31 protein-coding genes are annotated in these 21,182 nt (G+C 55.1%); all 31 read right to left on the bottom strand.

All coding sequences use genetic code 11. The annotated features are described in order from the left end of the window. Positions 1-11 precede the first annotated feature (11 nt). Positions 12-632 (bottom strand): 30S ribosomal protein S4, encoded by a 621-nt coding sequence (rpsD, locus tag AB4N48_RS00800; RefSeq protein WP_003176404.1) that lies wholly within the window; start codon positions 630-632, stop codon positions 12-14. An 18-nt stretch (positions 633-650) separates the two neighbouring features. Continuing rightward, positions 651-1,040, bottom strand: coding sequence for a 30S ribosomal protein S11 (gene rpsK, locus AB4N48_RS00795; protein ID WP_002555466.1), 390 nt, complete (start codon positions 1,038-1,040; stop codon positions 651-653). A gap of 30 nt (positions 1,041-1,070) precedes the next feature. Beyond that, on the bottom strand, positions 1,071-1,427 hold the full coding sequence (gene rpsM / locus AB4N48_RS00790) for a 30S ribosomal protein S13 (RefSeq protein ID WP_003186020.1): 357 nt from the start codon (positions 1,425-1,427) through the stop codon (positions 1,071-1,073). A gap of 130 nt (positions 1,428-1,557) precedes the next feature. Next, complete coding sequence (rpmJ, locus tag AB4N48_RS00785; protein ID WP_002555468.1) at positions 1,558-1,674, bottom strand: 50S ribosomal protein L36; 117 nt, start codon at positions 1,672-1,674, stop codon at positions 1,558-1,560. 27 nt (positions 1,675-1,701) lie between these two features. Continuing rightward, positions 1,702-3,030, bottom strand: coding sequence for a preprotein translocase subunit SecY (gene secY / locus AB4N48_RS00780; protein ID WP_016772945.1), 1,329 nt, complete (start codon positions 3,028-3,030; stop codon positions 1,702-1,704). Beyond that, the gene (gene rplO / locus AB4N48_RS00775) at positions 3,031-3,468 is read right to left on the bottom strand and encodes a 50S ribosomal protein L15 (RefSeq protein WP_003228720.1); all 438 of its coding nucleotides are present in this window, start codon (positions 3,466-3,468) and stop codon (positions 3,031-3,033) included. It abuts the gene before it with no gap. Positions 3,469-3,471: 3 nt separating this feature from the next. Next, the gene (rpmD, locus tag AB4N48_RS00770) at positions 3,472-3,648 is read right to left on the bottom strand and encodes a 50S ribosomal protein L30 (protein ID WP_003176408.1); all 177 of its coding nucleotides are present in this window, start codon (positions 3,646-3,648) and stop codon (positions 3,472-3,474) included. A 2-nt stretch (positions 3,649-3,650) separates the two neighbouring features. After that, positions 3,651-4,151 (bottom strand): 30S ribosomal protein S5, encoded by a 501-nt coding sequence (rpsE, locus tag AB4N48_RS00765; protein ID WP_007955637.1) that lies wholly within the window; start codon positions 4,149-4,151, stop codon positions 3,651-3,653. 3 nt (positions 4,152-4,154) lie between these two features. Next, a complete protein-coding gene (gene rplR, locus AB4N48_RS00760; protein ID WP_003186037.1) occupies positions 4,155-4,505 on the bottom strand; it encodes a 50S ribosomal protein L18 in 351 nt (116 codons plus the stop codon). Between the two features lie 10 nt (positions 4,506-4,515). Beyond that, positions 4,516-5,049 carry a 50S ribosomal protein L6 gene (rplF, locus tag AB4N48_RS00755; RefSeq protein ID WP_003228722.1) on the bottom strand — a complete coding sequence of 178 codons (534 nt, stop codon included), beginning with the start codon at positions 5,047-5,049 and terminating at the stop codon, positions 4,516-4,518. A gap of 12 nt (positions 5,050-5,061) precedes the next feature. Then, a complete protein-coding gene (gene rpsH / locus AB4N48_RS00750) occupies positions 5,062-5,454 on the bottom strand; it encodes a 30S ribosomal protein S8 (protein WP_016772944.1) in 393 nt (130 codons plus the stop codon). Positions 5,455-5,662: 208 nt separating this feature from the next. Then, complete coding sequence (gene rpsN, locus AB4N48_RS00745) at positions 5,663-5,968, bottom strand: 30S ribosomal protein S14 (protein WP_003186042.1); 306 nt, start codon at positions 5,966-5,968, stop codon at positions 5,663-5,665. Positions 5,969-5,981: 13 nt separating this feature from the next. Further along, the gene (gene rplE, locus AB4N48_RS00740; RefSeq protein WP_003210069.1) at positions 5,982-6,521 is read right to left on the bottom strand and encodes a 50S ribosomal protein L5; all 540 of its coding nucleotides are present in this window, start codon (positions 6,519-6,521) and stop codon (positions 5,982-5,984) included. A 20-nt stretch (positions 6,522-6,541) separates the two neighbouring features. Continuing rightward, positions 6,542-6,856 (bottom strand): 50S ribosomal protein L24, encoded by a 315-nt coding sequence (gene rplX / locus AB4N48_RS00735; protein ID WP_003186046.1) that lies wholly within the window; start codon positions 6,854-6,856, stop codon positions 6,542-6,544. An 11-nt stretch (positions 6,857-6,867) separates the two neighbouring features. Further along, entirely contained in the window at positions 6,868-7,236 is a 369-nt protein-coding gene (gene rplN / locus AB4N48_RS00730; RefSeq protein WP_002555479.1) for a 50S ribosomal protein L14, read from the bottom strand. A 23-nt stretch (positions 7,237-7,259) separates the two neighbouring features. After that, positions 7,260-7,526 carry a 30S ribosomal protein S17 gene (gene rpsQ / locus AB4N48_RS00725; RefSeq protein ID WP_003194644.1) on the bottom strand — a complete coding sequence of 89 codons (267 nt, stop codon included), beginning with the start codon at positions 7,524-7,526 and terminating at the stop codon, positions 7,260-7,262. 2 nt (positions 7,527-7,528) lie between these two features. After that, the gene (gene rpmC / locus AB4N48_RS00720) at positions 7,529-7,720 is read right to left on the bottom strand and encodes a 50S ribosomal protein L29 (protein ID WP_002555481.1); all 192 of its coding nucleotides are present in this window, start codon (positions 7,718-7,720) and stop codon (positions 7,529-7,531) included. Continuing rightward, positions 7,720-8,133, bottom strand: coding sequence for a 50S ribosomal protein L16 (gene rplP, locus AB4N48_RS00715; RefSeq protein ID WP_003228729.1), 414 nt, complete (start codon positions 8,131-8,133; stop codon positions 7,720-7,722). Before rplP ends, rpmC begins: the two co-directional genes overlap by 1 nt. A gap of 12 nt (positions 8,134-8,145) precedes the next feature. Beyond that, positions 8,146-8,832, bottom strand: a complete 687-nt coding sequence (rpsC, locus tag AB4N48_RS00710) for a 30S ribosomal protein S3 (protein WP_003176422.1) — start codon at positions 8,830-8,832, stop codon at positions 8,146-8,148. Positions 8,833-8,845: 13 nt separating this feature from the next. Then, positions 8,846-9,178: a 50S ribosomal protein L22 gene (rplV, locus tag AB4N48_RS00705; protein ID WP_003103908.1), complete on the bottom strand. Its 333-nt coding sequence runs from the start codon at positions 9,176-9,178 to the stop codon at positions 8,846-8,848. An 11-nt stretch (positions 9,179-9,189) separates the two neighbouring features. Continuing rightward, positions 9,190-9,465 (bottom strand): 30S ribosomal protein S19, encoded by a 276-nt coding sequence (gene rpsS, locus AB4N48_RS00700; RefSeq protein WP_011336172.1) that lies wholly within the window; start codon positions 9,463-9,465, stop codon positions 9,190-9,192. Between the two features lie 16 nt (positions 9,466-9,481). Then, on the bottom strand, positions 9,482-10,306 hold the full coding sequence (gene rplB / locus AB4N48_RS00695; RefSeq protein ID WP_016772943.1) for a 50S ribosomal protein L2: 825 nt from the start codon (positions 10,304-10,306) through the stop codon (positions 9,482-9,484). 14 nt (positions 10,307-10,320) lie between these two features. Continuing rightward, on the bottom strand, positions 10,321-10,620 hold the full coding sequence (gene rplW, locus AB4N48_RS00690) for a 50S ribosomal protein L23 (RefSeq protein WP_002555488.1): 300 nt from the start codon (positions 10,618-10,620) through the stop codon (positions 10,321-10,323). After that, positions 10,617-11,219 carry a 50S ribosomal protein L4 gene (gene rplD, locus AB4N48_RS00685; protein ID WP_003228735.1) on the bottom strand — a complete coding sequence of 201 codons (603 nt, stop codon included), beginning with the start codon at positions 11,217-11,219 and terminating at the stop codon, positions 10,617-10,619. The genes rplW and rplD overlap by 4 nt, the downstream gene beginning before the upstream one ends. 12 nt (positions 11,220-11,231) lie before the next feature. Then, entirely contained in the window at positions 11,232-11,867 is a 636-nt protein-coding gene (rplC, locus tag AB4N48_RS00680; protein ID WP_003228738.1) for a 50S ribosomal protein L3, read from the bottom strand. A gap of 80 nt (positions 11,868-11,947) precedes the next feature. Further along, positions 11,948-12,259, bottom strand: a complete 312-nt coding sequence (gene rpsJ / locus AB4N48_RS00675; RefSeq protein ID WP_003186070.1) for a 30S ribosomal protein S10 — start codon at positions 12,257-12,259, stop codon at positions 11,948-11,950. A 154-nt stretch (positions 12,260-12,413) separates the two neighbouring features. Next, positions 12,414-13,607, bottom strand: coding sequence for an elongation factor Tu (gene tuf / locus AB4N48_RS00670; protein WP_064361246.1), 1,194 nt, complete (start codon positions 13,605-13,607; stop codon positions 12,414-12,416). 31 nt (positions 13,608-13,638) lie between these two features. Beyond that, on the bottom strand, positions 13,639-15,744 hold the full coding sequence (fusA, locus tag AB4N48_RS00665; RefSeq protein WP_016772942.1) for an elongation factor G: 2,106 nt from the start codon (positions 15,742-15,744) through the stop codon (positions 13,639-13,641). A gap of 30 nt (positions 15,745-15,774) precedes the next feature. After that, positions 15,775-16,248: a 30S ribosomal protein S7 gene (rpsG, locus tag AB4N48_RS00660; RefSeq protein ID WP_016772941.1), complete on the bottom strand. Its 474-nt coding sequence runs from the start codon at positions 16,246-16,248 to the stop codon at positions 15,775-15,777. Between the two features lie 107 nt (positions 16,249-16,355). After that, entirely contained in the window at positions 16,356-16,727 is a 372-nt protein-coding gene (gene rpsL / locus AB4N48_RS00655) for a 30S ribosomal protein S12 (protein WP_003186084.1), read from the bottom strand. A 216-nt stretch (positions 16,728-16,943) separates the two neighbouring features. Then, complete coding sequence (gene rpoC / locus AB4N48_RS00650) at positions 16,944-21,143, bottom strand: DNA-directed RNA polymerase subunit beta' (RefSeq protein WP_016772940.1); 4,200 nt, start codon at positions 21,141-21,143, stop codon at positions 16,944-16,946. Between the last annotated feature and the right edge of the window lie 39 nt (positions 21,144-21,182).

The following is a 21,182-nucleotide window of genomic DNA, read 5'->3' as shown; positions in this document are numbered from 1 at the left end:
TTTTCTAGCCCTTACTTGGAGTAGAGCTCGACAATCAGGCTTTCGTTGATGTCGGCGGACAGATCACTGCGAGCAGGAACGTTCTTGAAAACGCCCGACTTCTTCTCAGTGTCTACTTCTACCCATTCTACGCGGCCACGTTGGGCACACAGATCGAGAGCTTGGACAATGCGAAGCTGGTTTTTTGCTTTCTCGCGAACTGCAACCACGTCACCAGCACGAACCTGATACGACGGAACGTTTACGGTCTGACCGTTAACGCTGATCGACTTGTGCGATACCAGTTGACGGGATTCGGCACGAGTCGAACCAAAGCCCATACGGTATACAACGTTGTCCAGACGGCATTCGAGCAGTTGCAGCAGGTTTTCACCGGTTGCACCTTTCTTGCCAGCAGCTTCTTTGTAGTAGCCGCTGAACTGACGCTCGAGAACGCCGTAGATACGACGGACCTTCTGCTTTTCACGCAGTTGGGTGCCGTAGTCGGACTGGCGACCGCGGCGCTGGCCGTGGATACCAGGTGCTGCTTCAATGTTGCACTTCGATTCGATCGCGCGCACGCCGCTCTTCAGGAAGAGATCGGTGCCTTCGCGACGAGCGAGTTTGCATTTTGGACCAATGTAACGAGCCATTCTTTACAATCTCCTGGATTACACGCGGCGCTTCTTCGGCGGACGGCACCCGTTGTGCGGGATTGGCGTCACGTCGGTGATGCTGGCGATCTTGTAGCCACAGCCGTTCAAAGCGCGGACTGCGGATTCACGACCTGGACCTGGACCCTTGACGTTGACGTCGAGGTTTTTCAGGCCGTATTCCAGCGCAGCTTGACCAGCACGTTCAGCAGCTACTTGAGCAGCGAACGGGGTGGACTTGCGGGAACCGCGGAAACCCGAACCACCGGAGGTAGCCCAGGAAAGAGCGTTACCTTGACGGTCGGTAATGGTCACGATGGTGTTGTTAAAAGATGCATGGATGTGGGCGATGCCATCAACCACTGTCTTTTTAACTTTTTTACGAGGACGAGCAGCAGGTTTTGCCATGATTAAATTCCTGTCGATTCGCTGGGGCGATTACTTGCGGATCGGCTTACGCGGACCTTTACGGGTACGCGCGTTGGTCTTGGTACGCTGACCGCGTACTGGCAGACCACGACGATGACGCAGACCGCGATAGCAACCGAGGTCCATCAAGCGCTTGATTTTCATGTTGATTTCGCGACGCAGGTCACCTTCAGTGGTGAACTTCGCCACTTCGCCACGCAGCTGTTCAATTTGCTCGTCGCTCAGATCTTTGATCTTTGCTGCTGGGTTTACCCCAGTCACTGCACAGATCTTCTGCGCAGTAGTGCGACCAACACCATAGATGTAGGTCAGCGAGATAACAGTATGCTTGTTATCTGGAATGTTAACGCCTGCAATACGGGCCATTCAGTGGGACTCCAATTGACAGCTACCTACGCCCCGGAAGCCAAGAAATAGGGCGCGAGATAATATCGCTGTAATAACAAATAATCAACCCGGTAGCGCACTAGCTACCGGGCTTGAAGCACAATCACACTCAGCCTTGGCGCTGTTTGTGACGCGGTTCCGCGCTGCAAATTACTCGAACAACACCTTCGCGGCGAATAATCTTGCAGTTACGGCACAGCTTTTTCACCGATGCACGAACTTTCATCACCAACTCCTCGAACCTTATGGGTACTCAGCGCAACATGCCGCTGCCGTAACCCTTCAGGTTGGCTTTCTTCATCAGGGATTCGTACTGGTGCGAAACGAGGTGCGATTGTACTTGGGACATGAAGTCCATCACAACCACGACCACGATCAGCAACGAGGTCCCGCCAAGGTAGAACGGAACGTTTGCTGCAACCACCAGGAATTGGGGCAACAGGCACACGGCCGTCATGTAAAGAGCACCGAACAGGGTCAAGCGGGTCAGAACGCCATCAATATAGCGCGCAGACTGCTCACCTGGACGAATGCCCGGAATAAAGGCACCGGACTTCTTCAGGTTTTCCGCTACGTCTTTCGGATTGAACATCAACGCCGTATAGAAGAAGCAGAAGAAAATAATCCCTGCACTAAACAGCAGAATATTCAACGGCTGACCAGGAGCGATCGACTGCGAGATGTCCTGCAACCAGCCCATACCTTCAGACTGACCGAACCAGGCACCCAACGAAGCCGGGAACAGCAAAATGCTGCTCGCGAAAATAGCCGGAATAACACCGGCCATGTTCACCTTCAGCGGCAAGTGGCTTGTCTGCGCAGCAAAAACCTTGCGGCCCTGCTGACGCTTGGCGTAATGAACAGCGATACGACGCTGACCACGCTCAATGAACACCACGAAACCGATAATCGCTACTGCCAGCAAACCGATGGCAACCAGGGCGAAGATGTTGATATCACCCTGACGCGCAGACTCGAAAGACTGCCCGATTGCTCTCGGAAGACCGGCGACGATACCCGAAAAAATCAACATCGAGATACCGTTGCCAACACCACGCTCAGTAATCTGCTCACCCAGCCACATCATGAACATCGCACCAGCCACAAATGTGGTTACCGCGACGAAATGGAAGCCAAAGTCACCAGTGAACGCGACGCCCTGCCCCGCCAGACCAATGGACATGCCAATAGCCTGGACCAGAGCGAGAGCGACGGTGAGGTAGCGGGTGTACTGGCTAATCTTGCGACGGCCAGCTTCACCTTCCTTCTTCAACTGCTCCAGCTGCGGGCTGACGGCGGTCATCAATTGCATGATGATCGATGCCGAAATGTACGGCATGATCCCCAGTGCAAAGATGCTCATCCGTTCCAGCGCGCCGCCGGAGAACATGTTGAACAAGCTAAGAATGGTCCCCTCATTCTGTCGAAACAGGTCTGCGAGTCGGTCCGGGTTGATACCTGGAACCGGGATGTGTGCGCCTATTCGGTAGACGATAATCGCCAGGAACAGAAAACGCAGACGAGCCCAGAGTTCAGACATACCGCCTTTGCCGAGCGCAGAGAGAGCACCTTGCTTAGCCATTTATTCCTCGAACTTGCCGCCAGCTGCTTCGATAGCCGCACGCGCACCTTTGGTGGCGCCGATTCCCTTGCCGATAGTGACAGCGCGAGTCACTTCACCGGACAGCATGATTTTCACACGCTGTACGTTGACGTTGATCACGTTGGCATCTTTCAGGGACTGCACAGTAACGATGTCGCCTTCCACTTTAGCCAGCTCGGACAAACGCACTTCTGCGCGATCCATGGCTTTCAGGGAAACGAAACCGAACTTAGGCAGACGACGATGCAGCGGCTGTTGACCGCCTTCAAAGCCTGGAGCGATGGTGCCACCGGAGCGGGAGGTCTGACCTTTGTGACCACGGCCACCAGTCTTGCCCAAACCACTACCGATACCACGGCCCGGACGATGCTTTTCGCGACGGGAACCCGGCGCTGGACTCAGATCATTGAGTTTCATCGATTAACCCTCGACACGCAGCATGTAGTAAGCCTTGTTGATCATCCCGCGATTCTCGGGAGTATCCTGGACTTCTACAGTGTGACCGATGCGACGCAGACCCAGACCCTTAACGCACAGTTTGTGGTTAGGGATGCGGCCGGTCATGCTTTTGATCAGCGTAACTTTAACGGTAGCCATGATTACTTGATCTCCTCAACACGCAGGCCACGCTTGGCAGCGATGGACTCAGGAGACTGCATAGCCTTCAGACCCTTGAAAGTGGCGTGAACCACGTTTACCGGGTTAGTCGAGCCGTAGCACTTGGCCAGAACGTTCTGAACGCCAGCAACTTCGAGGACAGCACGCATAGCGCCGCCAGCGATGATACCGGTACCTTCAGAAGCAGGCTGCATGTACACCTTCGAAGCGCCGTGAGCGGACTTCATCGCGTACTGCAGAGTGGTGCCGTTCAGGTCAACTTGAATCATGTTACGGCGAGCAGCTTCCATTGCCTTCTGGATCGCAGCAGGCACTTCACGCGACTTGCCACGGCCGAAGCCAACACGCCCTTTACCATCACCAACCACGGTCAACGCGGTGAAAGTGAAGATACGGCCGCCTTTAACGGTTTTGGCTACGCGGTTAACTTGAACCAGCTTCTCGATGTAGCCTTCGTCGCGCTTTTGGTCGTTATTTGACATAACTTAGAACTCCAGCCCAGCTTCACGAGCAGCATCAGCCAGCGCTTTAACGCGGCCATGGTACTTGAAGCCAGAGCGGTCGAAAGCCACTTGCGATACGCCAGCGGCCTTAGCACGCGTAGCGACCAGCTGGCCAACCTTTGTGGCCGCGTCGATGTTGCCAGTGGCACCATCACGCAGTTCTTTATCCAAAGTCGAGGCACTTGCCAGGACTTTGTTGCCGTCGGCCGAGATGACCTGGGCGTAGATGTGCTGCGACGAGCGGAACACGCAGAGACGCACGACTTCGAGTTCGTGCATTTTCAGGCGTGCTTTGCGAGCGCGACGCAGTCGAGTAACTTTTTTGTCGGTCATTTGCTATGCCCTACTTCTTCTTGGCTTCTTTACGACGGACGACTTCGTCCGCGTAGCGCACACCTTTGCCTTTGTACGGCTCTGGTGGACGGAAGTCGCGGATCTCGGCGGCCACTTGACCTACCAGCTGCTTGTCGATGCCCTTGATCAGGATATCGGTCTGGCTAGGAGTCTCAGCGGTGATGCCTTCCGGCAGTTCGTAATCCACTGGGTGCGAGAAGCCAAGAGCCAGGTTCAGAACCTGACCTTTTGCTTGCGCTTTGTAACCAACACCGACCAGCTGGAGCTTGCGCTCGAAGCCTTGGCTTACGCCCTGGACCATGTTGTTTACCAACGCACGCGTGGTACCGGCCATTGCGCGAGTTTGTTGATCGCCATTGCGAGCAGCGAAACGCAGCTCACCAGCTTCTTCAACGATCTCAACGGACGAATGGATGTTCAGTTCAAGAGTGCCCTTGGCACCCTTCACCGAAAGCTGTTGGCCTGCGAATTTGACTTCGACACCGGCTGGCAGCTTAACGGGGTTCTTAGCGACGCGAGACATGCTTATCCCCCCTTAGAACACAGTGCAAAGAACTTCGCCGCCGACACCGGCAGCGCGCGCAGCACGATCAGTCATCACACCTTTGTTGGTGGAGACGATAGACACGCCAAGACCGCCACGAACTTTCGGCAGATCTTCAACGGACTTGTACTGACGCAGGCCTGGACGACTAACGCGCTTCACTTCTTCGATAACCGGACGGCCTTCGAAGTACTTCAGCGAGATGGACAGCGACGGCTTGGCGTCGGTGGTGATCTGAAAATCCGCGATGTAACCTTCGTCCTTCAGGACTTTTGCTACAGCAGCCTTCAACGTGGAAGACGGCATGCTTACGACAGACTTTTCAGCCATCTGGGCATTACGGATTCGAGTTAGCATGTCCGCTAACGGGTCCTGCATACTCATGGGCTAGACGCTCCTAATACAAAAAAATTAGCCTTGCGGCTACTACTTGTCGCCGAGAACTTCCGGGCAGAAAAACACGGGCTCAGGCGAGCCGGTCATTCTAGACACACCCCAGAAATGAATCAAGCCCCAAAAGGGGCTTGATTCAGATTCAAGGCCACCGATGGTCAGGTTCTTGCGAACCCGAACATCGAGACTTTGACAACAATTACCAGCTGGCTTTAACCAGACCTGGCACGTCACCACGCATTGCAGCTTGACGCAGCATGTTACGGCCGAGGCCGAACTTGCGGTACACGCCGTGCGGACGACCAGTCAGGCGGCAACGGTTACGCATGCGCGAAGCGCTTGCGTCACGTGGTTGCTTCTGCAGAGCTACGGTAGCTTCCCAACGCGCTTCTGGACTTGCGTTCAGATCGACGATGATAGCTTTCAGCGCTGCACGCTTGGTGGCGTACTTGGCAACGGTGAGCTGACGCTTCAGCTCACGGTTCTTCATGCTCTTCTTGGCCATTTTCCTACTCCAATCAGTTGCGGAACGGGAATTTGAAAGCACGCAGCAGAGCGCGGCCTTCATCATCGTTCTTGGCAGTGGTGGTCAGGGTAATGTCCAGACCGCGGAGAGCATCGATCTTGTCGTAGTCGATTTCCGGGAAGATGATCTGCTCTTTCACGCCCATGCTGTAGTTGCCACGACCATCGAAGGACTTGGCATTCAGGCCGCGGAAGTCGCGAACCCGAGGCAGGGAGATCGACAGCAGACGATCCAGGAACTCGTACATACGCTCACGGCGCAGGGTCACTTTGACGCCGATCGGCCATCCTTCGCGGACTTTAAAGCCAGCGATGGATTTACGAGCGTAGGTCACAACGACTTTCTGGCCGGTGATCTTTTCCAGGTCAGCAACAGCGTGCTCGATGACTTTTTTGTCGCCGATCGCTTCGCCCAGACCCATGTTCAGGGTGATTTTGGTAACGCGCGGAACTTCCATCACGTTCGAAAGCTTAAGTTCTTCCTTAAGTTTCGGAGCGATTTCCTTCCGGTAAATCTCTTTTAGTCGTGCCATGGTCTTCTACCTAGCAGTGTTCAAGCATCAACCGCTTTTTGGGTCGACTTGAAGACACGAATTTTCTTACCGTCTTCTACTTTGAAACCAACGCGGTCAGCCTTGTTGGTTTCGCCGTTGAAGATGGCGACGTTGGAAGCGTGCAGTGGCGCTTCTTTCTCGACGATACCGCCCTGTACGCCCGACATCGGGTTAGGCTTGGTATGACGCTTGACCAGGTTCAGACCACCAACAACCAGACGGTTGTCAGCAAGAACCTTCAGCACCTTACCGCGCTTACCTTTGTCTTTGCCGGCGATCACGATGATCTCGTCGTCACGACGAATCTTTTGCATGTCGGATCTCCTTACAGCACTTCTGGGGCGAGCGAGACGATCTTCATGAACTTCTCAGTACGAAGTTCACGGGTCACTGGCCCAAAGATACGGGTGCCGATCGGCTCTTGCTTGTTGTTCAGAAGAACAGCAGCGTTGCCATCAAAGCGGATAATGGAGCCATCAGCACGACGTACGCCGTGACGAGTGCGGACTACAACAGCAGTCATCACTTGGCCTTTTTTCACTTTACCGCGAGGAATTGCTTCCTTCACGGTAACTTTGATGATGTCACCGATACCAGCGTAACGACGATGGGAGCCACCCAGCACCTTGATGCACATAACACGGCGAGCGCCGCTGTTATCGGCCACATCGAGCATGGATTGAGTCTGAATCATATAATTTCTCCGACCCCTAGCCCTTAGACTTCCACAGCGCGTTCGAGAACATCAACCAGCGCCCAAGACTTGGTCTTGGCCATCGGACGAGTTTCACGAATAGTGACTTTGTCGCCGATGTGGCACTGATTGGTTTCGTCGTGCGCGTGCAGCTTAGTCGAACGCTTAACGTATTTACCGTAGATCGGGTGCTTTACGCGACGCTCGATCAGAACGGTGATGGTTTTGTCCATCTTGTCGCTGACAACACGGCCAGTCAGCGTACGGACAGTTTTTTCGGCTTCAGCCATGATCACTTACCTGCCTGCTGGTTGAGCACAGTCTTCACGCGAGCGATGTCACGCTTAACTTGCGAGAGCAGATGAGACTGCCCCAACTGGCCAGTTGCTTTCTGCATGCGCAGATTGAACTGGTCGCGCAGCAAGCCGAGCAGTTGCTCGTTCAGCTGCTGTGCGGATTTTTCACGAAGTTCATTCGCTTTCATCACATCACCGTCCGTTTAACAAAGGAGGTGGCGAGCGGCAGCTTTGCAGCAGCCAGGGCGAAAGCCTCACGCGCCAGCTCTTCAGAAACACCCTCGATTTCATACAGGACTTTGCCTGGCTGAATCTGGGCAACCCAGTACTCCACGTTACCCTTACCTTTACCCATACGAACCTCGAGAGGTTTCTTGGAAATCGGCTTGTCCGGGAATACACGGATCCAGATCTTGCCGCCACGTTTTACGTGACGGGTCAGAGCACGACGCGCTGACTCGATCTGACGAGCGGTGAGACGACCACGAGCAACAGACTTCAGCGCGAACTCGCCGAAGCTGACTTTGCTACCGCGCAGTGCCAGACCACGGTTGTGGCCGGTCATCTGCTTGCGGAACTTCGTACGCTTTGGTTGCAACATTTGGCGTACCCCTTACTTAGCAGCTTTTTTACGAGGCGCTGGTGCTTGTGGTTTCAGTTCTTCTTGGCGACCACCAATAACTTCGCCTTTGAAGATCCAAACCTTTACACCGATCACACCGTAAGTGGTGTGAGCTTCGTAGTTGGCATAGTCGATGTCGGCACGCAGGGTGTGCAGTGGCACACGACCTTCGCGATACCATTCAGTACGTGCGATTTCAGCACCGCCGAGACGACCGCTCACTTGGATTTTGATGCCTTTGGCACCAATGCGCATGGCGTTCTGTACAGCGCGCTTCATAGCGCGACGGAACATTACACGACGCTCCAGCTGCTGAGCTACGCTCTGCGCAACCAGCATACCGTCGAGCTCCGGCTTGCGGATCTCTTCGATATTGATGTGCACAGGCACACCCATTTGCTTGGTCAGGTCCTGACGCAGTTTCTCAACATCTTCACCTTTCTTCCCGATAACGATACCTGGACGAGCGGTGTGGATGGTGATGCGTGCAGTTTGGGCCGGACGATGGATATCGATACGGCTTACGGACGCGCTTTTTAGTTTGTCTTGGAGATACTCACGCACTTTCAGATCTGCGAACAAGTAGTCCGCATAAGTCCGACCGTCTGCGTACCAGACGGAGGTGTGCTCCTTGACGATTCCCAGGCGAATGCCAATGGGATGTACTTTCTGACCCATCTCTTCGACTCCGTTACTTGTCAGCAACCTTGACAGTGATATGGCAAGACCGCTTGACGATGCGATCAGCACGGCCTTTGGCACGTGGCATGATGCGCTTCAGCGAACGCCCTTCGTTGACGAAAACGGTGCTGACCTTCAGGTCATCAACGTCTGCGCCTTCGTTATGCTCGGCGTTGGCTACGGCCGACTCCAGCACTTTCTTCATGATCTCGGCGGCTTTCTTACTGCTGAAAGCCAACAGGTTGAGCGCTTCGCCCACCTTCTTCCCGCGGATCTGGTCGGCGACCAAGCGGGCTTTCTGGGCGGAGATTCGAGCGCCCGACAACTTAGCGGCTACTTCCATTTCCTTACCCCTTAACGCTTGGCTTTCTTGTCAGCCACGTGCCCGCGATAGTTGCGGGTACCGGCGAACTCGCCCAGTTTGTGGCCGACCATGTCTTCGTTAACGAGAACTGGGACGTGCTGACGACCGTTGTGTACTGCAATGGTCAGACCGACCATTTGTGGCAGGATCATCGAACGACGCGACCAGGTTTTAATTGGTTTGCGATCGTTCTTTTCCGCCGCCACTTCGATCTTCTTCAGTAGGTGAAGATCAATAAAAGGACCTTTTTTCAGAGAACGTGGCACTGTCGTATCCCTCTATTTACTTGCGACGACGGACGATCATTTTGTCGGTACGCTTATTACCACGAGTCTTCGCACCCTTAGTCGGGAAGCCCCATGGCGATACCGGATGACGACCACCAGAGGTACGACCTTCACCACCACCATGTGGGTGGTCAACCGGGTTCATGGCAACACCACGAACGGTTGGGCGAACGCCACGCCAGCGTTTGGCACCAGCTTTACCCAGCGAACGCAGGCTGTGCTCGGAGTTCGAGACTTCACCCAGGGTCGCACGGCATTCAGCCAGGACTTTACGCATTTCACCGGAACGCAGACGCAGGGTCACGTAGACACCTTCACGAGCGATCAGCTGAGCCGAAGCACCAGCGGAACGAGCGATCTGTGCACCTTTACCTGGCTTCAATTCGATGCCGTGTACGGTAGAACCGACTGGAATGTTGCGCAGTTGCAGAGCGTTGCCTGGCTTGATTGGAGCCAGAGCGCCTGCGATCAGCTGGTCGCCAGCACTCACGCCTTTAGGGGCGATGATGTAGCGACGCTCGCCGTCTGCGTAGCACAGCAGTGCGATGTGAGCAGTACGGTTTGGATCGTATTCGATACGCTCGACAGTGGCGACGATGCCATCTTTGTCGTTGCGACGGAAATCGACCATACGGTAATGCTGCTTATGACCACCACCGATGTGACGAGTGGTAATACGGCCATTGTTGTTACGACCACCAGACTTCGATTTTTTCTCGAGCAGCGGTGCGTGAGGAGCGCCTTTATGCAGCTCCTGGTTGACCACCTTGACCACAAAACGGCGGCCAGGGGAAGTCGGTTTGCATTTAACGATTGCCATGATGCACCCCTTCCTTACTCAGCACTGCTGCTGAAATCGAGATCTTGGCCTGGCTGAAGGGAGATAACTGCCTTCTTCCAGTCATTACGCTTGCCCAGACCGCGAGCAGTGCGCTTGCTCTTACCCAGAACGTTCAGGGTAGTGACGCGCTCTACTTTCACGCTGAACAGGCTTTCGACGGCCTTCTTGATTTCCAGCTTGGTTGCATCAGTAGCAACCTTGAAAACGAACTGGCCTTTCTTGTCTGCCAGAACCGTAGCCTTCTCGGAAACGTGCGGGCCAAGCAGAACTTTAAATACGCGTTCCTGGTTCATCCCAGCAGCTCCTCGAATTTCTTCACGGCCGACACGGTGATCAACACCTTGTCGTATGCGATCAGACTAACTGGATCGGAACCTTGCACGTCACGTACATCTACGTGCGGCAGGTTGCGAGCAGCCAGGTACAGGTTCTGATCAACAGCGTCCGACACGATCAGAACGTCGGTCAGGCTCATGTTGTTCAGTTTGCCCAGCAGATCTTTGGTTTTCGGAGTTTCAACAGCGAAATCCTGAACCACGACCAGACGATCAGTACGCACCAGCTCAGCAAGGATGGAGCGCATTGCTGCGCGATACATCTTCTTGTTCAGCTTCTGGGAGTGATCCTGTGGACGAGCTGCGAAAGTGGTACCGCCGCCACGCCAGATTGGGCTACGGATAGTACCGGCACGAGCACGGCCAGTACCTTTCTGACGCCATGGGCGCTTGCCGCCACCACGAACGTCGGAACGGGTCTTCTGCTGCTTGCTACCTTGACGGCCGCCGGCCATGTAGGCCACGACTGCTTGGTGAACCAGCGTCTCGTTGAATTCGCCGCCAAATGTCAGTTCGGAAACTTCGATCGCTTGAGCGTCATTTACATTTAATTGCATGTCAGCTTCCCCTTAACCGCGAGCCTTGGCTGCTGGACGTACAACCAGGTTGCCGCCAGTAGCGCCAGGAACAGCACCCTTGACCAACAACAGATTGCGTTCAGCGTCCACGCGCACTACTTCCAGGGACTGCACGGTCACGCGCTCAGCGCCCATATGACCGGACATTTTTTTGCCCTTGAATACACGACCAGGAGTCTGGCACTGGCCGATAGAGCCTGGGACGCGGTGGGATACGGAGTTACCGTGGGTGTTATCTTGCCCGCGGAAATTCCAACGCTTGATCGTACCCTGGAAGCCTTTACCCTTGGACTGACCGGTTACATCAACCAGTTGACCAGCGGCGAAGATTTCAGCGTTGATCAGATCGCCAGCCTGGTACTCGCCTTCTTCAAGGCGGAATTCCATGGTGGTGCGACCAGCGGCAACGTTCGCTTTAGCGAAGTGGCCAGCCTGAGCTGCTGTTACACGCGAAGCGCGACGCTCGCCGACAGTGACTTGCACTGCACGATAGCCATCGGTCTCTTCAGTTTTGAACTGGGTGACGCGATTCGGCTCGATCTCAATGACCGTGACCGGAATGGAGACACCTTCTTCGGTGAAAATACGGGTCATACCGCATTTACGACCGACTACACCAATAGTCATGTTGTAAACCTCATGAGTGTACGGGGCTTTCACCCGCTATGGCCGCCCATTTCAGAGCGTTACACGACCAAGACCGAGTCTTAGCCGAGGCTGATCTGCACTTCCACACCGGCCGCAAGATCAAGCTTCATCAGCGCGTCAACGGTTTTATCCGTTGGCTGGACGATGTCCAGAACACGCTTATGAGTGCGGATCTCGTACTGGTCACGCGCGTCTTTGTTGACGTGCGGGGAAACCAGAACGGTGAACCGCTCTTTACGGGTAGGCAGTGGAATTGGACCACGCACTTGAGCACCAGTACGTTTCGCGGTTTCCACGATTTCCTGGGTTGATTGGTCGATCAGGCGATGGTCAAAAGCCTTCAACCTGATACGGATTTGCTGATTTTGCATTGGATTTCAGACTCCGGCTGCTATTCCCACCGGGCGCAATACGCCCGTTAAAAGGAGGCGCAATTCTATAGACGCCCCCGATAGGTGTCAACCCAATAAAAAAGCCCCCGCTGAGCGGGGGCTTTTTCAATTCATCAAGCTGACTTTAAAAGTCTTACTCGATGATTTTGGCTACGACGCCAGCGCCGACGGTACGACCGCCTTCACGGATAGCGAAACGCAGACCATCTTCCATCGCGATGGTTTTGATCAGGGTAACAGTCATCTGAATGTTGTCACCTGGCATTACCATTTCAACGCCTTCTGGCAGCTCGCAGTTACCAGTCACGTCAGTAGTACGGAAGTAGAACTGTGGACGGTAGCCTTTGAAGAACGGAGTGTGACGACCGCCTTCTTCCTTGCTCAGAACGTAAACTTCTGCGGTGAACTTGGTGTGCGGCTTGACCGAACCTGGCTTGACCAGAACCTGGCCACGCTCAACGTCGTCACGCTTGGTACCACGCAGCAGAACGCCGCAGTTCTCGCCAGCACGACCTTCGTCGAGCAGCTTGCGGAACATTTCAACACCGGTGCAAGTAGTAACGGTGGTGTCACGCAGACCAACGATTTCCAGCGGATCCTGAACGCGAACGATACCGCGCTCGATACGACCAGTCACAACAGTACCGCGACCCGAGATCGAGAATACGTCTTCGATTGGCATCAGGAATGGCTTGTCGATCATACGAACTGGCTCTGGGATGTAGGCATCCAGAGTTTCAACCAGTTTCTTGACGGCAGTGGTGCCCATCTCGTTGTCGTCTTTGCCTTCCAGCGCCATACGAGCCGAACCGATGATGATCGGAGTGTCGTCGCCCGGGAAGTCGTAAGTCGACAGCAGGTCACGAACTTCCATCTCAACCAGTTCCAGCAGCTCAGCGTCGTCTACCAGGTCAGCCTTGTTCAGGAAGACCACGATGTACGGAACGCCAACCTGACGGGACAGCAGGATGTGCTCACGGGTTTGCGGCATCGGACCATCAGCGGCCGAGCAAACCAGGATAGCGCCGTCCATCTGAGCAGCACCGGTGATCATGTTCTTCACGTAGTCAGCGTGACCTGGGCAGTCAACGTGAGCGTAGTGACGGATCTTCGAGTTGTACTCAACGTGCGCGGTATTGATGGTGATACCGCGAGCTTTTTCTTCTGGTGCACTGTCGATCTTGTCGAAGTCAACGATTGCAGAACCGAAAACTTCGGAGCAAACGCGAGTCAGAGCAGCAGTCAGAGTGGTTTTACCGTGGTCAACGTGACCGATGGTGCCAACGTTGACGTGCGGTAGGGAACGATCAAATTTTTCTTTAGCCACGACAATTAACTCCTAGCCTAAAGGGGCTGAATCAGCCTTGTTTTTTGGTTACGGATTCGACGATGTGCGACGGAGCCGTATCATATTTTTTGAATTCCATAGAGTAGCTTGCGCGACCCTGGGACATGGAACGAACGTCGGTCGCATAACCGAACATCTCACCCAGTGGAACCTCGGCACGGATAACCTTGCCGGACACTGTGTCTTCCATACCCTGGATCATGCCGCGACGACGGTTAAGGTCGCCCATCACATCACCCATATAGTCTTCAGGCGTAACAACCTCTACCGCCATGATCGGCTCGAGCAACTCACCACCACCCTTCTGGGCCAGTTGCTTGGTCGCCATGGAAGCAGCCACTTTAAACGCCATCTCGTTGGAGTCGACGTCGTGGTAAGAACCATCGAACACGGTAGCCTTCAGGCCGATCAGCGGATAGCCGGCAACAACGCCGTTCTTCATCTGCTCTTCGATACCCTTCTGGATAGCCGGGATGTATTCCTTAGGAACCACACCACCTACAACTTCGTTCACGAATTGCAGACCTTCCTGACCTTCGTCAGCAGGAGCAAAACGGATCCAGCAGTGACCGAACTGGCCGCGACCACCGGACTGACGAACGAACTTGCCTTCGATTTCACAGTTCTTCGTGATGCGCTCACGATACGAAACCTGAGGCTTGCCGATGTTGGCTTCGACGTTGAACTCACGGCGCATCCGGTCAACCAGGATGTCCAGGTGCAGCTCGCCCATGCCGGAGATGATCGTCTGACCAGTCTCTTCATCAGTTTTAACGCGGAAAGACGGGTCTTCCTGAGCAAGTTTGCCCAGAGCGATACCCATTTTTTCCTGGTCATCCTTGGTCTTAGGCTCTACAGCAACCGAAATAACCGGCTCCGGGAAGTCCATGCGAACCAGGATGATTGGCTTGTCAGCGTTGCAGAGGGTTTCACCAGTGGTGACGTCCTTCATGCCGATCAGGGCCGCGATGTCACCAGCGCGTACTTCCTTGATCTCTTCACGGGCGTTTGCGTGCATTTGCACCATACGACCCACGCGCTCTTTCTTGCCTTTGACCGAGTTGATCACGCCGTCGCCGGAGTTCAACACGCCCGAGTAAACGCGGACGAAGGTCAGAGTACCCACGAATGGGTCGGTAGCGATCTTGAACGCCAGAGCCGCGAAAGGCTCGTTGTCGTCTGCATGACGCTCCATCTCTTCTTCCTCGTTATCAGGGTTGGAACCCTTGATAGCAGGAATGTCGGTCGGAGCAGGCAGGTAGTCGATAACGGCGTCGAGAACCAGGGGAACGCCCTTGTTCTTGAACGAAGAACCGCAAACGGCCAGAACGATTTCGCCGGCGATAGTACGCTGACGCAAAGCAGCCTTGATCTCTTCGATCGACAGCTCTTCGCCTTCCAGGTACTTGTTCATCAGCTCTTCGTTGGCTTCGGCGGCAGCTTCAACCATGTTGTTGCGCCACTCTTCCGCCAGCTCTTGCAGCTCGGCAGGAATGTCCTTGCGAACAGGAACCATACCTTTGTCGGAGTCGTTCCAGTAGACAGCTTGCATGTTGATCAGATCGATCTGACCCTGGAAGTTGTCTTCGGAACCGATGGCCAACTGGATCGGCACCGGAGTGTGACCCAGACGCTGCTTGATCTGACCGATCACGCGCAGGAAGTTGGCGCCGGCACGGTCCATCTTGTTTACGTAAACAAGACGTGGAACGCCGTATTTGTTGGCTTGACGCCATACGGTTTCCGACTGCGGCTCAACACCCGAAGTACCGCAGAACACAACGACAGCGCCGTCGAGTACGCGCAGGGAACGCTCAACTTCAATGGTGAAGTCAACGTGGCCCGGGGTATCGATTACGTTGAAACGGTGCTCGTGAGAGTACTGCTTCTCGGAACCTTTCCAGAAGGCGGTAATGGCAGCAGAAGTAATGGTAATACCACGCTCCTGCTCCTGAACCATCCAGTCTGTGGTCGCGGCGCCATCATGCACCTCGCCCATTTTGTGACTTTTGCCGGTGTAAAACAGTACGCGCTCGGTGGTGGTGGTTTTACCAGCATCCACGTGAGCGACGATACCGATGTTACGGTAGCGGCTAATCGGAGTAGTACGAGCCATAAAGCCCTCGCAAAATTAGTGAAGCTAAAATTAGAAGCGGTAGTGCGAGAAAGCTTTGTTAGCTTCGGCCATACGGTGCACGTCTTCACGCTTCTTAACAGCAGCACCTTTACCTTCAGCAGCATCCAGCAGTTCGCCAGCCAAACGCAGAGCCATAGACTTCTCGCCGCGCTTACGGGCGAAGTCTACCAACCAGCGCATTGCCAGAGCGTTACGACGGGAAGGACGAACCTCGACCGGAACCTGGTAAGTAGCACCACCAACGCGGCGCGACTTCACTTCGACCAGCGGAGCGATGGCGTCGAGTGCTTTTTCGAAGAGTTCCAGGGGATCGGTGCCAGCCTTACGGGCCGCAACGGTTTCCAGGGCACCATAAACGATACGCTCGGCAACGGCTTTCTTGCCGCTTTCCATAACGTGGTTCATGAATTTGGCGAGGATCTGGCTTCCGTATTTCGGATCGTCCAGAATCTCACGCTTTGCTGCTACGCGACGTCTTGGCATGATAAGCCCTCAAGCGGTCTTCAGGTTAGCTCGGGACAGATCCAGAGGATGCGTGCCCGACCTTACTCTTATCGACTCAATAAAATAAAAATCTGCAAAACGGCCGATTACTTCGGACGCTTGGTACCGTACTTCGAACGACCCTGGTTACGGCCTTTAACGCCGGAAGTATCCAAGGAGCCGCGAACGGTGTGGTAACGAACACCTGGCAAGTCTTTTACACGACCGCCGCGGATCAGTACCACGCTGTGCTCTTGCAGGTTGTGGCCTTCACCACCGATGTACGAGGAAACCTCGAAACCGTTGGTCAGACGCACACGGCATACTTTACGCAGTGCCGAGTTAGGTTTTTTCGGCGTGGTGGTGTACACACGGGTGCACACGCCACGACGTTGCGGGCAGTTCTGCAGCGCAGGTACGTCGGATTTCTCGACGATACGCTTACGCGGCTGACGTACCAGCTGGTTGATAGTTGCCATCTACTAGCTCCACTGTTGTCTTGCGACGCTATTGTCTTGCAAGAAAAGCAAAATGGCAGGAACGAATTCCCGCCAAATTTAGGGGATCAAGAGTCTAAAGAGGATCTTGATTCCAGTCAAGGCAAGGCCCCGACCTCCCCGCCCATCGAACCTTGACTTGATGTCTCGATTCGACGAACGGAGCGATCAGGGCCTCACTCTCGTTTATCGCAGAACTCAGTTACCGCTCGAGTTCAGCGCTTCGGTCAGTGCAGCTTCCACTTCACTGGCGCTTACGCGCAACGGCTTGTCGGCATCACGGCGACGCTTGCGCTCGCTGTGATAGGCAAGACCGGTACCGGCCGGGATCAGACGACCCACGACTACGTTTTCTTTCAGGCCGCGCAGGTAATCGCGCTTGCCGGTGACTGCCGCTTCGGTCAGTACGCGGGTGGTTTCCTGGAAGGAAGCCGCCGAGATGAACGATTCGGTGGACAACGACGCCTTGGTGATACCCAGCAGAACGCGAGTAAACTTGGAGACAAACTTGTCTTCCGCGCTCAGACGCTCGTTCTCTACCAGAACGTGAGTCAGTTCCATCTGGTCGCCCTTGATGAAGCTGGAATCGCCGGATTCGGAGATCTCAACTTTACGCAGCATCTGACGCAGGATGGTCTCGATGTGCTTGTCGTTGATCTTCACGCCTTGCAGACGATAAACGTCCTGGATCTCGTTGACGATGTACTTGGCCAGCGCGCTTACACCCAGCAGACGCAGGATGTCGTGCGGATCGCTTGGACCGTCGGAGATAACTTCGCCGCGGTTTACCTGTTCGCCTTCGAAGACGTTCAGGTGACGCCACTTCGGAATCAGCTCTTCGTACGGATCGCTACCGTCGTTCGGGGTAATGACCAGACGGCGCTTGCCCTTGGTCTCTTTACCGAACGCGATGGTGCCGCTGACTTCAGCCAGAATCGACGCTTCTTTCGGACGACGCGCTTCAAACAGGTCGGCAACACGCGGCAGACCACCGGTGATGTCACGGGTCTTCGAAGTTTCCTGCGGGATACGAGCGATAACATCACCGATCGCAATCTTCGCACCGTCAGCCACACCGACCAGGGCGTTGGCTGGCAGGAAGTACTGAGCGATAACGTCAGTGCCTGGCAGCAACAGATCCTTGCCGTTGTCGTCGACCATCTTCACTGCTGGACGGATTTCCTTGCCGGCAGCTGGACGATCTTTCGCGTCGAGTACTTCAATGTTGGTCATACCGGTCAATTCGTCAGTCTGACGCTTGATCGTGATGCCTTCTTCCATGCCCACGTAGGTCACGGTACCTTTCATTTCGGTAACGATCGGGTGAGTGTGCGGATCCCACTTGGCCACGATTGCGCCAGCGTCGACCTTGTCACCTTCTTTAACCGAAATCACAGCACCGTACGGCAGCTTGTAACGCTCGCGCTCACGACCGAAATCGTCCGCGATTGCCAGCTCACCGGAACGGGACACAGCAACCAGATGGCCATCCACTCGCTCAACGTGCTTCAGGTTGTGCAGACGGACGGTACCGCCATTCTTCACCTGAACGCTGTCGGCTGCGGAAGTACGGCTTGCCGCACCACCGATGTGGAACGTACGCATGGTCAGCTGGGTACCCGGCTCACCGATGGACTGGGCAGCGATAACGCCGACCGCTTCACCGATGTTCACCTGGTGACCACGAGCCAGATCACGGCCGTAGCACTTGGCGCAGATGCCGTAGCGGGTTTCGCAGCTGATCGGCGAACGCACGATCACTTCGTCGATGCTGTTCAGCTCGATGAACTCGACCCACTTCTCGTCAACCAGAGTGCCAGCAGGAACGATAACGTCCTCGGTACCCGGCTTGAACACGTCACGGGCAATCACACGACCCAATACGCGCTCACCCAACGGCTCTACAACGTCACCGCCTTCAATGTGCGGAGTCATCAGCAGACCGTGTTCGGTGCCGCAATCGATCTCGGTTACTACCAGATCCTGCGCCACGTCTACCAGACGACGAGTCAGGTAACCGGAGTTCGCAGTTTTCAACGCGGTATCCGCCAGACCTTTACGAGCACCGTGAGTCGAGATGAAGTACTGAAGTACGCTCAAACCTTCACGGAAGTTCGCAGTAATCGGCGTTTCAATGATGGAACCGTCCGGCTTGGCCATCAGACCACGCATACCGGCCAGCTGACGAATCTGTGCTGCGGAACCCCGCGCACCCGAGTCGGCCATCATGTACATCGAGTTGAAAGACTCTTGGTCGACTTCGTCGCCGTGACGGTCGATGACTTTCTCTTTCGAGAGGTTGGCCATCATCGCCTTGGAAACTTCGTCGTTCGCTTTCGACCAGAGGTCGATCACTTTGTTGTACTTCTCGCCCTGGGTTACCAGGCCGGAGGCGTACTGACTCTCGATTTCTTTCACTTCGTCGGTGGCTGCACCGATGATGCGGGCTTTTTCATCCGGGATAACGAAGTCGTTAACACCGATCGAAACGCCGGAGATGGTCGAGTAAGCGAAACCGGTGTACATCAACTGGTCAGCGAAGATCACGGTCTCTTTCAGACCAACCACGCGGTAGCACTGGTTGATCAGCTTGGAGATCGCCTTTTTCTTCATCGGCAGGTTGACGACGTCGAACGACAGACCTTTCGGCACAACCTGGAACAGCAGCGCACGGCCGACAGTGGTGTCGACGATACGGGTACCGCTCACGCTGTTGCCGTCACGGTCGTTGACGGTTTCGTTGATACGAACCTTGACCTTGGCGTGCAGTGCGGCTTCGCCGGCACGGAACACACGGTCGACTTCCTGCAGATCCGCGAACACACGACCTTCGCCCTTGGCGTTGATCGCTTCACGAGTCATGTAGTACAGACCCAATACAACGTCCTGCGACGGAACGATGATTGGCTCACCGTTGGCTGGCGACAGAATGTTGTTGGTCGACATCATCAACGCACGCGCTTCGAGCTGGGCTTCCAGTGTCAGCGGTACGTGCACGGCCATTTGGTCGCCGTCGAAGTCAGCGTTGTACGCGGCGCAGACCAGCGGGTGCAGCTGGATAGCCTTACCTTCGATCAGTACCGGTTCAAACGCCTGGATACCCAGACGGTGAAGGGTTGGTGCACGGTTGAGAAGAACCGGGTGTTCGCGAATCACTTCAGCTAGAACGTCCCAAACCTCTGGCAGTTCGCGCTCGACCATTTTCTTGGCCGCTTTGATGGTGGTCGCCAGACCACGCATTTCCAGCTTGCCGAAAATGAACGGCTTGAACAGCTCGAGAGCCATCTTCTTCGGCAGACCGCACTGGTGCAGACGCAGGGTCGGGCCTACGGTAATTACCGAACGACCGGAGTAGTCAACACGCTTACCGAGCAAGTTCTGACGGAAACGACCCTGCTTACCCTTGATCATGTCAGCCAGGGATTTCAGAGGACGCTTGTTGGAACCGGTGATAGCGCGGCCACGACGACCGTTGTCGAGCAGTGCATCGACAGCTTCCTGCAACATGCGCTTTTCGTTGCGCACGATGATGTCCGGAGCCGACAGATCCAGCAGGCGCTTCAAACGGTTGTTACGGTTGATCACTCGACGATACAGATCGTTGAGGTCGGAGGTCGCGAAACGACCGCCATCCAGCGGGACCAGTGGACGCAGATCTGGCGGCAGAACCGGCAGAACGGTCAGCACCATCCACTCTGGCAGGTTGCCGGAACCCTGGAAGGCTTCCATCAACTTCAGACGCTTGGACAGCTTCTTGATCTTGGTTTCCGAGTTGGTTTGCGGAATCTCTTCGCGCAGACGGCCAATCTCGTGCTCCAGGTCGATAGCGTGCAGCAGTTCACGGACAGCTTCGGCACCCATGCGGGCGTCGAAATCGTCTCCGAACTCTTCAAGCGCTTCGAAGTACTGTTCGTCGTTCAGCAGCTGACCTTTTTCAAGGGTGGTCATGCCTGGATCGATAACGACATAGCTCTCGAAGTAGAGAACGCGCTCGATATCACGCAGGGTCATGTCCATCAGCAGGCCGATACGGGACGGCAGCGACTTCAGGAACCAGATGTGGGCAACCGGCGAAGCCAGCTCGATGTGCGCCATGCGCTCACGACGAACCTTGGCCAGTGCAACTTCAACGCCGCACTTCTCGCAGATCACACCACGGTGCTTCAAGCGCTTGTACTTACCGCACAGGCACTCGTAATCCTTTACCGGGCCAAAGATCTTGGCGCAGAACAGGCCGTCACGCTCAGGTTTGAACGTACGGTAGTTGATGGTTTCCGGCTTTTTAACTTCACCGAACGACCACGAACGGATCATCTCCGGCGAGGCCAATCCGATACGGATGGCGTCGAACTCTTCGACTTGACCCTGGTTTTTCAGCAAATTCAGTAGGTCTTTCAAGGCCTTTCCTCCTGGCGGAGCAGAGAGCGGGCAATCCTG

The sequence above is a fragment of the Pseudomonas sp. S2_C11 genome, assembly GCF_054668395.1.
This window is presented reverse-complemented; position numbering and strand designations above follow the sequence as displayed.

What these genes read in the sequence shown, in the direction of transcription:
- rpsD (WP_003176404.1), bottom strand. Translation starts at nt 632, where the DNA reads ATGGCTCGTTACATTGGTCCAAAATGCAAACTCGCTCGTCGCGAAGGC.
- rpsK (WP_002555466.1), bottom strand. Translation starts at nt 1,040, where the DNA reads ATGGCAAAACCTGCTGCTCGTCCTCGTAAAAAAGTTAAAAAGACAGTG.
- rpsM (WP_003186020.1), bottom strand. Translation starts at nt 1,427, where the DNA reads ATGGCCCGTATTGCAGGCGTTAACATTCCAGATAACAAGCATACTGTT.
- rpmJ (WP_002555468.1), bottom strand. Translation starts at nt 1,674, where the DNA reads ATGAAAGTTCGTGCATCGGTGAAAAAGCTGTGCCGTAACTGCAAGATT.
- secY (WP_016772945.1), bottom strand. Translation starts at nt 3,030, where the DNA reads ATGGCTAAGCAAGGTGCTCTCTCTGCGCTCGGCAAAGGCGGTATGTCT.
- rplO (WP_003228720.1), bottom strand. Translation starts at nt 3,468, where the DNA reads ATGAAACTCAATGATCTGAGTCCAGCGCCGGGTTCCCGTCGCGAAAAG.
- rpmD (WP_003176408.1), bottom strand. Translation starts at nt 3,648, where the DNA reads ATGGCTACCGTTAAAGTTACGCTGATCAAAAGCATGACCGGCCGCATC.
- rpsE (WP_007955637.1), bottom strand. Translation starts at nt 4,151, where the DNA reads ATGTCAAATAACGACCAAAAGCGCGACGAAGGCTACATCGAGAAGCTG.
- rplR (WP_003186037.1), bottom strand. Translation starts at nt 4,505, where the DNA reads ATGACCGACAAAAAAGTTACTCGACTGCGTCGCGCTCGCAAAGCACGC.
- rplF (WP_003228722.1), bottom strand. Translation starts at nt 5,049, where the DNA reads ATGTCTCGCGTCGCTAAGAACCCCGTTAAGCTGCCAGCCGGTGTCGAA.
- rpsH (WP_016772944.1), bottom strand. Translation starts at nt 5,454, where the DNA reads ATGAGTATGCAGGACCCGTTAGCGGACATGCTAACTCGAATCCGTAAT.
- rpsN (WP_003186042.1), bottom strand. Translation starts at nt 5,968, where the DNA reads ATGGCCAAGAAGAGCATGAAGAACCGTGAGCTGAAGCGTCAGCTCACC.
- rplE (WP_003210069.1), bottom strand. Translation starts at nt 6,521, where the DNA reads ATGGCACGACTAAAAGAGATTTACCGGAAGGAAATCGCTCCGAAACTT.
- rplX (WP_003186046.1), bottom strand. Translation starts at nt 6,856, where the DNA reads ATGCAAAAGATTCGTCGTGACGACGAGATCATCGTGATCGCCGGCAAA.
- rplN (WP_002555479.1), bottom strand. Translation starts at nt 7,236, where the DNA reads ATGATTCAGACTCAATCCATGCTCGATGTGGCCGATAACAGCGGCGCT.
- rpsQ (WP_003194644.1), bottom strand. Translation starts at nt 7,526, where the DNA reads ATGGCTGAAGCCGAAAAAACTGTCCGTACGCTGACTGGCCGTGTTGTC.
- rpmC (WP_002555481.1), bottom strand. Translation starts at nt 7,720, where the DNA reads ATGAAAGCGAATGAACTTCGTGAAAAATCCGCACAGCAGCTGAACGAG.
- rplP (WP_003228729.1), bottom strand. Translation starts at nt 8,133, where the DNA reads ATGTTGCAACCAAAGCGTACGAAGTTCCGCAAGCAGATGACCGGCCAC.
- rpsC (WP_003176422.1), bottom strand. Translation starts at nt 8,832, where the DNA reads ATGGGTCAGAAAGTACATCCCATTGGCATTCGCCTGGGAATCGTCAAG.
- rplV (WP_003103908.1), bottom strand. Translation starts at nt 9,178, where the DNA reads ATGGAAGTAGCCGCTAAGTTGTCGGGCGCTCGAATCTCCGCCCAGAAA.
- rplB (WP_016772943.1), bottom strand. Translation starts at nt 10,306, where the DNA reads ATGGCAATCGTTAAATGCAAACCGACTTCCCCTGGCCGCCGTTTTGTG.
- rplW (WP_002555488.1), bottom strand. Translation starts at nt 10,620, where the DNA reads ATGAACCAGGAACGCGTATTTAAAGTTCTGCTTGGCCCGCACGTTTCC.
- rplD (WP_003228735.1), bottom strand. Translation starts at nt 11,219, where the DNA reads ATGCAATTAAATGTAAATGACGCTCAAGCGATCGAAGTTTCCGAACTG.
- rplC (WP_003228738.1), bottom strand. Translation starts at nt 11,867, where the DNA reads ATGACTATTGGTGTAGTCGGTCGTAAATGCGGTATGACCCGTATTTTC.
- rpsJ (WP_003186070.1), bottom strand. Translation starts at nt 12,259, where the DNA reads ATGCAAAATCAGCAAATCCGTATCAGGTTGAAGGCTTTTGACCATCGC.
- fusA (WP_016772942.1), bottom strand. Translation starts at nt 15,744, where the DNA reads ATGGCTCGTACTACTCCGATTAGCCGCTACCGTAACATCGGTATCGTC.
- rpsG (WP_016772941.1), bottom strand. Translation starts at nt 16,248, where the DNA reads ATGCCAAGACGTCGCGTAGCAGCAAAGCGTGAGATTCTGGACGATCCG.
- rpsL (WP_003186084.1), bottom strand. Translation starts at nt 16,727, where the DNA reads ATGGCAACTATCAACCAGCTGGTACGTCAGCCGCGTAAGCGTATCGTC.